The organism is Pseudoflavonifractor capillosus (assembly GCF_016899775.1).
In the GTDB taxonomy this organism is placed as follows: Bacteria; Bacillota; Clostridia; order Oscillospirales; family Oscillospiraceae; genus Lawsonibacter.
Map to the genome: position 1 here is coordinate 1 of NZ_JACJJE010000081.1, position 10,075 is coordinate 10,075.

Consider the following 10,075-nt stretch of genomic DNA (forward strand, 5'->3'; position numbering starts at 1 on the left):
CCTTCACTTTTCTTTTCCCTTTTTCTTACAAAATCCCTGTTTTCATCTCTTGAAAACAGGAGTTCTTTGACAGACTGAGAAATCCCCGCCATTTGGCGGGGATTTCTCAAGGAAGTAAATTACTCCTCGATGTCGATAACAACGCCGGAACCCACGGTGCGGCCAGTCCCACGAAAGCTTCGCTTTCGCGGGTACCCTCTTAATTTGAATGCTCAGGGCGGCAAAGCCGCCCTTCCGCCAAGGTTTTGTCCTTCGGACAAAACGCTTGTACGCGACTTACGGCGCGCCCCATCTTCGATGGGGCCCCGAGGGCGGCCGCACGATACCTTGGCAAAAAGAAATCCCCGCCAAAAGGCGGGGATTTCTCAAGGAAGTAAATTACTCCTCGATGTCGATAACAACGCCGGAACCCACGGTGCGGCCGCCCTCACGGATGGCGAAACGCAGGCCCTTCTCGATGGCGATGGGGGTGATCAGCTCAACCTTCATGTCCACGTTGTCGCCGGGCATGCACATCTCAGTGCCCTCGGGCAGGGTGATGATGCCGGTCACGTCGGTGGTACGGAAGTAGAACTGAGGACGATAGTTGTTGAAGAAGGGGGTGTGACGGCCGCCCTCATCCTTGGACAGAACGTACACCTGGCCGGTGAACTTGGTGTGAGGATGAATGGAGCCGGGCTTGCACAGAACCTGGCCGCGCTCGATGTCGGTCTTGGCGATACCACGCAGCAGGCAGCCAGCGTTGTCGCCGGCCTCGATGAAGTCCAGGGTCTTGCGGAACATCTCCATGGAGGTAACGACGGTGGACTTCTTCTCGTCGGACAGACCCACGATTTCGACAGTCTCGCCAGCCTTCAGCACGCCACGCTCCACACGGCCGGTAGCCACGGTGCCGCGGCCGGAGATGGTGAACACGTCCTCGACGGGCATCAGGAAGGGCAGGGAGTCGTCACGGGGAGGAGTGGGGATATAGTTGTCAACCGCGTCCATCAGCTCCTTGATGCAGGCATACTCGGGAGCGTCGGGATCGGTGGACTCGGAGATCAGAGCGTTCAGAGCGGAGCCCTTGATGATGGGGATCTCGTCGCCGGGGAACTCGTACTTGTCCAGAGTCTCACGGACCTCCATCTCCACCAGCTCCAGCAGCTCCTCGTCGTCGACCTGATCACACTTGTTCAGGAAAACCACGATGGCGGGCACGCCGACCTGACGGGCCAGCAGGATGTGCTCCTTGGTCTGGGCCATGGGGCCGTCGGTGGCGGCGATAACCAGGATAGCGCCGTCCATCTGAGCAGCGCCGGTGATCATGTTCTTGATATAGTCGGCGTGGCCCGGGCAGTCAACGTGAGCATAGTGACGCTTGTCGGTCTCATACTCCACGTGAGCGGTGTTGATGGTGATGCCGCGCTCCTTCTCCTCGGGAGCCTTATCGATGCTGGCGTAGTCCTCGAACTGGGCCTGGCCCTTCAGAGCCAGGTACTTGGTGATCGCGGCGGTCAGAGTGGTCTTGCCGTGGTCAACGTGGCCGATGGTGCCGATGTTGACATGGGGCTTGGTGCGCTCAAATTTCTGCTTAGCCATGAGTAATTTCCTCCTTATATTGCAGTTATCAATCGAGAAAAGATGGGATTTGCATATCAGGGTTATTTTATCCTATTCCGTCTGGAAATGCAACCCCAATTTCAGCGCAAAGGCCGGGAATCAGCCAAAATTAGTCCTGGCTGCGGCCGCGCTGGGCAATAATTTTTTCGGCGATGTTCTTGGGGACCTCCACATAGCTGTGGGGCTCCATGGAGTACTGGCCGCGGCCCTGAGTGCGGGACCGCAGGTCGGTGGCATAGCCGAACATCTCGCTCAGGGGGACCAGAGCGTCGATCTGCTGGGCGCCGGACCGGGCCTCCATGCCCTGGATCTGGCCGCGGCGGCTGTTCAGGTCGCCGATAACGTCGCCCATATAGTCCTCGGGGACAATGACGTCCACCTTCATGATGGGCTCCAGCAGAACGGGGTTGGCCTTGCGGCAGGCCTCCTTGAAGGCCATGGAGCCGGCGATCTTAAAGGCCATTTCAGAGGAGTCCACCTCGTGGAAGGAGCCGTCGTACAGGGTGACCTTCACGTCCTCCACCGGGTAGCCAGCCAGCACACCGGCCTGCATGGCGCCCTGGATACCGGCGTCCACCGCAGGGATATACTCCTTGGGGATGGCGCCGCCCACGATGTTGTTGATGAACTCGTAGCCCTTGCCGGACTCGTTGGGCTCCACGTGGATCTTGACGTGGCCGTACTGGCCCTTACCGCCGGACTGGCGGGCATACTTGGTGTCCTGATCCACAGCCTTGCGGATGGTCTCCTTGTAGGCCACCTGGGGCGCGCCTACGTTGGCCTCCACCTTGTACTCGCGGAGCAGACGGTCCACGATGATCTCCAGATGGAGCTCGCCCATGCCGGCGATGATAGTCTGACCAGTCTCCTCATCGGTGTAGGTCTTAAAGGTGGGGTCCTCCTCGGCCAGCTTGGCCAGGGCGATGCCCATCTTCTCCTGGCCGGCCTTGGTCTTGGGCTCGATGGCCACGCGGATGACCGGGTCAGGGAACTCCATGGACTCCAGAATGATGGGGTGAGCGGGGTCGCACAGGGTGTCGCCGGTGGTGGAGTTCTTCAGACCGATGACGGCGGCGATGTCGCCGGAGTACACGGTCTCAATATCCTCACGGTGGTTGGCGTGCATCTGCAGGATGCGGCCGATACGCTCACGCTGCTTCTTGGTGGAGTTGAGCACCGTGGTGCCGGTATTCAACGTACCGGAGTACACACGGATGAAGGACAGACGGCCCACAAAGGGGTCGGTGGCGATCTTGAAGGCCAGAGCGGAGAAGGGGGCCTCGTCGGAAGCGGGCCGCTCGTCCTCCTCGTCAGTCTCGGGATTCACACCCTGGATGGCGGGGATATCCACCGGGGAGGGCATGTAGTCCACGATGGCGTCCAGCAGCTTCTGCACGCCCTTGTTGCGGTAAGAGGTGCCGCAGGTCACGGGGACCAGCAGGTTCTCAATGGTGCCCTTACGCAGAGCCTTGCGGATCATATCCTGGGGAACAGGCTGCTCGTCCAGGACCAGCATCATGATCTCCTCGTCGATGTCGGCGCAGGCGTCCAGCAGCTTGGTGCGGTACTCCTGAGCCAGCTCCATCATGTCCTCGGGGATGGGCTCCACACGCATGTCCTTGCCCAGCTCATCGTAATAGATGTCGGCGTCCATCTCCACCAGGTCAATGATGCCCTTGAAGGTGTCCTCAGAGCCGATGGGCAGCTGGATGGGCACGGCGTTGGCCTTCAGGCGGTCGGCGATCATGTCCAGGACATGATAGAAGTCGGCGCCCATGATGTCCATCTTGTTGACGTAGATCATGCGGGGGACCTTGTAGTGGTCGGCCTGGCGCCACACAGTCTCAGACTGGGGCTCCACGCCGCCCTTGGCGCACATGACGGTGACAGAGCCGTCCAGCACGCGCAGGGAGCGCTCCACCTCTACAGTGAAGTCCACGTGACCCGGGGTGTCGATGATGTTGATACGGGTCTGGGGGAACTGGTTCTTGGTCCCCTGCCAGTAGCAGGTGGTGGCGGCGGAGGTGATGGTGATACCACGCTCCTGCTCCTGGGCCATCCAGTCCATGGTGGCGGTACCCTCGTGGGTCTCGCCGATCTTGTAGTTGACGCCGGTGTAATACAGAATACGCTCGGTGGTGGTCGTCTTGCCCGCGTCGATGTGGGCCATGATGCCGATGTTCCGGGTATTCTCCAAAGAAACTTTTCTAGGCATACTTCGTCTCCTTTTGGATTACCAGCGATAGTGGGCGAAGGCCTTGTTGGACTCGGCCATCTTGTGAGTGTCCTCACGCTTCTTCACGGCGCCGCCCAAGTTGTTGGCCGCGTCCATGATCTCGCCGGCCAGACGCTCCTTCATGGTCTTCTCACCACGGTTGCGGGCGTAAGTGGTCAGCCAGCGCAGCCCCAGGGTCTGACGACGCTCGGGCCGGACCTCGATGGGCACCTGGTAGGTGGCGCCGCCCACACGGCGGGCCTTGACCTCCAGGGAGGGCATGATGTTCTCCAGAGCCTGGGTGTAAACCTCCATGGGCTCCTTACCGGTCTTGTCCTTGATGATATCGAAGGCGCCATAGACCACCTTCTGGGCCACGCCCTTCTTACCGTCCAGCATAATGCTGTTGGTCAGCTTAGTCACCAAAACAGAGTTATACAGCGGATCGGGCAGAACCTCCCGCTTGGGTACATTTCCTCTTCTGGGCACGTTGCTTCCCTCCTTCTTATAAAATTAGAAATCATAGGTACTCGAAACACGAGTGTGCTCCGTGTAATGCCTGTCCGAGGTCTGCCCATATATCAGATATATAGGAAACGCTCGGCAAGGCGGAGCTGCCTTGCGCAAACGCACAATGCAATTCAGGGTGCAGGTTTTCAGCGCCTGCGTGTTACGCAATTTTTGCGGAGCAAAAATTACTTCTTGCCGGCCTTGGGACGCTTAGCGCCGTACTTGGAACGGGCCTGCATACGGCCGTTGACGCCCTGGGTGTCCAGAGAGCCGCGGATGATGTGGTAACGCACACCGGGCAGGTCCTTGACACGGCCGCCGCGGATCATCACCACGGAGTGCTCCTGCAGGTTGTGGCCCACGCCGGGGATATAGGCGGTGACCTCCATCCCGTTGGTCAGACGCACACGGGCAATCTTACGCAGAGCGGAGTTCGGCTTCTTAGGAGTGGAAGTACGAACGGCAGTGCACACACCTCTCTTCTGAGGAGAAGGCAGATCGGTCTGACGGTTCTTCAGGGTGTTCAGGCCATGCTGCAGGGCGGGAGAGGTGGACTTGGCAGTCACCTGCTGACGACCCTTGCGGACCAGCTGATTAAAAGTAGGCATGTTTTTCCTCCTTTCTGAAAGTTCTGCCCCTGTGGGGCATGGTATTTATTTTAACAAAATAAGGGGACCTTATTCTGTTAAAACCAAAGAAAACAGAAAACTTACACCAAAACGGCCACGGCGGCTCCCACGGCAATGCCGCAGGCCTCGCCCAGCTCCCGCATGGTGTCCACCTGCTCCACCCGCACGCCGGTACGGACCGCCTCCTGAACCAGAGGCTGGAGCAGACGGGGGTCGGCGTCCTTGGCCATATAGAGCTTCTTGGCCCGGCCATCCTTCAGGGCCCGGCGGGTCTGTTTGGCTCCCACCAGCTTACTGCCCTGCTTGAGTTCTTCCAGCATTTCGGTGCCCTCCTCTCCCCCGTTTTCTGGGGGTGTTTCATCGGGTAAAAGGGCGCACTTGCCCTTACCACCGCAATTTGGTATTGTAGCATGTTTCCCAGAGGGAGTCAAGACGAAGTTTTGGGAATTTTTTGTCTTTTTCTCTGAAAAAGACGCAACCGGGCCGGCATCGTTTCGTCTTAACTAGCAGAGTGGGAGATTCAAAGCTCCCCCACCGTTGAAAAGGAGGTTTTCTCTATGAGGCGCACCCTTGCACTGTCCCTCGCTCTCTCCCTGTCCCTTGGACTCCTGTCCGGCTGCGGACCGGCCGCTCCGGCGGTCCAAGCCCAGGAGCTCACCGCCCAGCCTGTGTCCGTTCAGCCAGCGGGCAGTCCGGCCGTGGACCAGGCCCTGACCAGCTTCGGCCTTTCCCTGCTCCAGAGTGCCCGGGAGGCGGAAAGCGGTCCCGTTCTCCTCTCTCCCCTCTCCGCAGCCCTGGCGCTCTCCATGGCGGCCAACGGAGCGGACGGGGATACCTTGGCTCAGTTTGAAACCGTTTTTGGGGGCGGCGTCACCCTGGATGAGCTGAATGCCGCCTGCGCCCAGCTTCTCTCCGACTACGGGGACCTGGACGGCTCCACAGAGTGTCTCATCGCCAACAGCCTGTGGACCGACCCGGAGGGCATGATCCGGGAGGATTTTATCGGCAAGTGCCAAGGCATCTTTGACGCCCAGGTATTTTCCCAGGACTTATCTGCCCCCTCGGTGGTCCCGGCGGTAAACAGCTGGGTGTCAGAGCACACCAACAAGATGATCCCCAGCATCCTCTCTGAACCGTTCAACGAAAACGCCGCCCTGCTGCTGGTGAATGCCCTCTACCTGAAAAACACTTGGGAGACGGAGTTTGACCCCAACAACACCTATCTTCGGGGGTTTTACCACCAGGGGAGTGACAAGGAATCCATGGATTTTCTGAACGCCGGTTTCGTCACCTTCCCCTATCTCCAGAGCGAGACGGCCCAGGGAGCGGTCCTCCCCTACGACGACGGACGGCTGGCCTTCTTCGCCCTGATGCCGGAGGAGGGCGCTGAATTTGAAGTCTGGCTGAACAGCCTGGACGGGGATACCTTCACTCAGATTCTGGAGAGCCGGAGGGACACGGAATTTCTCACTCTGGCCCTGCCCAAGTTTGAGGCGGAGTGGGACGGACAGCTCCAGGACATCCTATCCGCCTTGGGCCTGGACCTGGCCTTTACCTTTGGTGGGGCCGACTTCTCCCTCCTGGGGGACAACCCCAACGGCTATTTCCTCTCCCAGGTCATCCACGCCGCCAAAATCGAAGTGAACGAGCAGGGCACCGAGGCGGCGGCCGCCACGGTGGTGGAGGCCGTCGGCGGCTCTGCCGCCCCGCCGGAGACCGGTGTCACCCTGATCTTCGACCGGCCCTTCCTTTATGGGATCGTGGATCTGCAAACCGGGGTTCCCCTGTTTTTCGGGACGTTTGAGTGAGCTGCGCATAAAAATCCCTCCTCCGGTCAAGCTAATGTGCAGAACACCGGAGGAGGGATTTTTCTTATGAATGCCCATGTAAATGGAAACTGTATCGGCTGCGGTCTGTGTGTCAACATGTGCGGAGCCGTTTTTCTCATGACCGAGGAGGGGGTAGCCGCCGCCAAGGACACCATCTACCCGGACCAGGAGGGCTTTGTCCAGGAGGCGGCGGAGAGCTGCCCGGTCAGCGCCATCGAGATCGCCCCATAGCGTGGTCCGAACGCCATCTCATTTTCCGGAATGTACTCCCGGCTAAAAATGCTTTCAAATATCAGAAAGGGCGCTGGAGCAATTCCAGCGCCCTTTTTATGGCTGATTCTGCCCGTTACAGAATGGACAGTCCGTAACTGTTCACCAGAGCGTCGATCTTTTTCCCCGCCTTGCACATCTCGCACTCCTCCGGCGCGTAGGTGGCATAGTTGGGGATGTCCGAGGGGACAAACAAGCTGTAAATGGGCCATCCGTCCAGTTCCTCCATGGAGCTGAAGACCGCCGCGATGCCCTGCACCTTTCCGCCGTAGTATTCCACACACTCAGAGACCCGGCGTCCGCTCTTGCCCGAGTTGATGGTGGAAATCAGAATCAGAATATTCTTACCCGCCACCATGGGGATCAGGTTGTCCCGGAAAATCATCAATCCGCTGGAATCATATTCCGGAGTGACAATATTGATGTTCTTCGAACCGTTTACCGCAAACAGAGTGTTCTTCGCCAGGTGCCGCGCCAAAAAGGTGCCGATCACCTCACTGCCGTCCAGGCAGACAATGGTGTCCACGCCCTTCTCATAGGCATAGCGCTGGGCCAGGGTCATAGCCGCCTCCCGCGCCATGGTATGCTCATGCTTCATGCGGGTGATGTCAATGTAGTGACTGTTGTGGGAATGCCGGGTGGCGAAGTGTCCCGAAATCAGGGATACCTCCAACTTGGGATTCAATCTGGAACGGATGACAGTGTTTTTCATGGCGATACCTCCCTTTTGGTATAAAGTACGAGGATTTGCAGTTTCATTATACCTCTCTTTGTGTAAAAAAGCAATAGCAATCCAGGTAAAATGACTGTTAGACTTGCGGTGCATCCCGTTTCCTGCTATATTAACTTCAGAAACAAATGGAGAAAGAGGGATTCCCATGCACATTCCCACCTGCGAAACCAATCAGCTGGAGCTGGTACGCTTTGAGCCCGCCCTGGAGGCCGCCAACCGCCCCTCCTCGGATTACGACGTCAGCCACTGGCTCTATGTTCCAAACTTCTACTCGGAGTACCGTTATATTTTAGGTACTCGGGGCGAAAAGCCCCTGATCTGCATTGGCATCAACCCCTCCACTGCCGCGCCGGACGACCTGGACAACACGTTGAAATCTGTGGAGCGGGTAGCCCTGCACAATGGCTACGACAGCTTCATCATGTTCAATGTCTATGCCCAGCGGGCCACCAATCCAGACGACATGGAACCTGCCTGCAACCAAGCGCTCCATCGTGAGAACATGGAGGCCTTTGACTATGTCCTCTCCCTGGACAAGGCCGGGGCGCCCGCGGTCTGGGCCGCCTGGGGCACCATCATTGAAAAGCGGGACTATCTGCCCGGCTGTGTCCGGGACATGATCCGCATCGGCGAGGCACGGAATGCCGTTTGGTATTCCGCCGGGAAGCGCTCTAAAAAGGGACATCCTCACCACCCTCTGTATCTGAGGAAGGACAGCGTGCTGGAGCCTTTTGACGTCAGCGGCTATCTGGACCATCTGTCAACTACATAACATATAAGGAGGAGACAACCATGATCCTGACCACCACCCCCTCTGTGGAGGGACGACAGATTTTAGAGTACAAAGGCATTATATTCGGCGAAGTCATCTCCGGCGTAGATGTGTTCCGTGATTTCACCGCCGGTCTGAGCAACTTCTTCGGCGGCCGTTCCGGCGCCTATGAGGAGGAGCTGACAAACGCCCGCGAGACCGCCCTCCGGGAGCTGTAACAGCGTGCTCAGGAGCGGGGCGCCAATGCGGTGGTTGGTGTAGATGTGGATTATGAGGTGCTTGGCTCCAACAACGGCATGCTCATGGTGACTGCAAGCGGCACGGCGGTCCTCATCGGTTGATTCCCATTTAAACCTCAAAATCCCTCTCCTGGGCCAAATCGGCTCAGGAGAGGGATTGTTCTCTCACGGCTTTCCTTTTTTCCTTTCCGCGCGCCCAGCCAGCTCTGCTTTCAGATCCTTCCGTAGCTGAAGGGCCCGGGCAACATGGTAATTTACCACCACATCCTCCACGGACTCCGGCCTCTGGTGATGCGTCTGGGACAGCTTGGCCCCCAACTCCTGCAGAGTCCGCCTATTCTCCTCATTTAAAGTCCCCTTCCGCTTCATATTCTGCAGGGTTTCCAGCTCTATCAAAAGTTCGTGGGCAATATCCTCACAGGTACGCAGGGTCTGAAGCTCTCGCTTCTGACGCTTGCGCCGAAACAGGCGCTGGTCCGCAAATAGCTTCAACTGCCCCTCCAGGGCGGCAATTTTCCGCCCAATGTTCTTAGCCTCGGGCTGATGCTCGTCGCCGTCAAACATATCCTCCAAAAATTCGATCAGGTCCGAATCCAGGCTGACCATGGTCTGTCGGATTTTTTGACTGTTGTCATAAGGAAAAACCAGCGTGTTGATCAGCATTCCAATTCCCAGGCCGATCGCCGTATCCCAAAGGCGGCCCAGCGCATAGGGTGCGGCCTCAATCTCCGGAGTCAAACAAATATTCACCAATACCAAACAGGGCAGCACCGGCAGCAGCTTTAAATGGGAATACTGATACATCCAAAGCAAAATAATGATTCCAATCCCCACCGCCGCCATAGGCGGGACCTTGAGCTCAGCCATAATAACAGCCATCACCGCGCCCACAGTTACGCTGCAGATCTGCGTCAGGCAGGCCACCGCCGAGGCCTTAAATGTCGGTCCCACCGCGGACATCGCGCCAATGGTGGCGAACACCACCTTCGCCGTGCTGGTGCCATAGGGCTGCACCACAAGCAGCGCCAAAATAACTGCGATTGTCGTCTTAATCGTCCGCATCCCCACAGGAATTTTCCAGGCGCGGAGTCTATCTTCTATTGTCATGCATACGCTCCCTTCTCAAGCATAAGCGCATACCTCTCATTCTGCCCGTTCCTATAACAAAAAAGACGGACAGCAAACTGTCCGTCCTTTTATGTTGGCACTACCTATCTTTCCGGCCCGTCTCCAGGCAAGTATTTTCGGCAGAAGCGAGCTTAACTTCCGTGTTCGG

General features: G+C 58.0%; 10 protein-coding genes and 1 pseudogene. 4 read left to right on the forward strand and 7 right to left on the reverse strand.

Features of this window, described 5'->3' with window-relative positions; genetic code table 11:
* Positions 1 to 378: 378 nt before the first annotated feature.
* The 5 genes from tuf to H6B31_RS15430 all read right to left on the reverse strand — a co-directional run bounded on the left by tuf (position 379) and on the right by H6B31_RS15430 (position 5,276).
* The gene (tuf, locus tag H6B31_RS15410) at positions 379 to 1,581 is read right to left on the reverse strand and encodes an elongation factor Tu (protein ID WP_204899316.1); all 1,203 of its coding nucleotides are present in this window, start codon (positions 1,579 to 1,581) and stop codon (positions 379 to 381) included.
* A 130-nt stretch (positions 1,582 to 1,711) separates the two neighbouring features.
* Positions 1,712 to 3,817, reverse strand: a complete 2,106-nt coding sequence (gene fusA / locus H6B31_RS15415) for an elongation factor G (protein WP_204899317.1) — start codon at positions 3,815 to 3,817, stop codon at positions 1,712 to 1,714.
* A gap of 18 nt (positions 3,818 to 3,835) precedes the next feature.
* Entirely contained in the window at positions 3,836 to 4,306 is a 471-nt protein-coding gene (rpsG, locus tag H6B31_RS15420) for a 30S ribosomal protein S7 (RefSeq protein ID WP_087292310.1), read from the reverse strand.
* Between the two features lie 206 nt (positions 4,307 to 4,512).
* On the reverse strand, positions 4,513 to 4,935 hold the full coding sequence (rpsL, locus tag H6B31_RS15425) for a 30S ribosomal protein S12 (protein ID WP_087292307.1): 423 nt from the start codon (positions 4,933 to 4,935) through the stop codon (positions 4,513 to 4,515).
* Positions 4,936 to 5,036: 101 nt separating this feature from the next.
* Entirely contained in the window at positions 5,037 to 5,276 is a 240-nt protein-coding gene (locus H6B31_RS15430) for a ribosomal L7Ae/L30e/S12e/Gadd45 family protein (RefSeq protein ID WP_087292304.1), read from the reverse strand.
* Between the two features lie 237 nt (positions 5,277 to 5,513).
* Between H6B31_RS15430 and H6B31_RS15435 the strand changes: the two genes are divergently transcribed.
* Together H6B31_RS15435 and H6B31_RS15440 are read left to right on the forward strand one after the other, a co-directional pair.
* Positions 5,514 to 6,764, forward strand: a complete 1,251-nt coding sequence (locus H6B31_RS15435) for a serpin family protein (RefSeq protein WP_204899318.1) — start codon at positions 5,514 to 5,516, stop codon at positions 6,762 to 6,764.
* 66 nt (positions 6,765 to 6,830) lie between these two features.
* Entirely contained in the window at positions 6,831 to 7,016 is a 186-nt protein-coding gene (locus tag H6B31_RS15440) for a ferredoxin (RefSeq protein ID WP_204899319.1), read from the forward strand.
* A 115-nt stretch (positions 7,017 to 7,131) separates the two neighbouring features.
* On the opposite strand, the gene H6B31_RS15445 is transcribed toward H6B31_RS15440, so the two are convergent.
* A complete protein-coding gene (locus H6B31_RS15445) occupies positions 7,132 to 7,767 on the reverse strand; it encodes a type I phosphoribosyltransferase (RefSeq protein ID WP_087292294.1) in 636 nt (211 codons plus the stop codon).
* A gap of 166 nt (positions 7,768 to 7,933) precedes the next feature.
* On the opposite strand from H6B31_RS15445, the gene H6B31_RS15450 reads away from it, so the two are divergent.
* Complete coding sequence (locus tag H6B31_RS15450; RefSeq protein ID WP_204899320.1) at positions 7,934 to 8,560, forward strand: DUF1643 domain-containing protein; 627 nt, start codon at positions 7,934 to 7,936, stop codon at positions 8,558 to 8,560.
* A 20-nt stretch (positions 8,561 to 8,580) separates the two neighbouring features.
* A pseudogene (locus H6B31_RS15455) lies at positions 8,581 to 8,901 on the forward strand (putative heavy metal-binding protein).
* Positions 8,902 to 8,964: 63 nt separating this feature from the next.
* Here the strand turns inward: H6B31_RS15455 and H6B31_RS15460 are convergent.
* Complete coding sequence (locus tag H6B31_RS15460; RefSeq protein ID WP_204899321.1) at positions 8,965 to 9,861, reverse strand: FUSC family protein; 897 nt, start codon at positions 9,859 to 9,861, stop codon at positions 8,965 to 8,967.
* Positions 9,862 to 10,075: the final 214 nt, after the last annotated feature.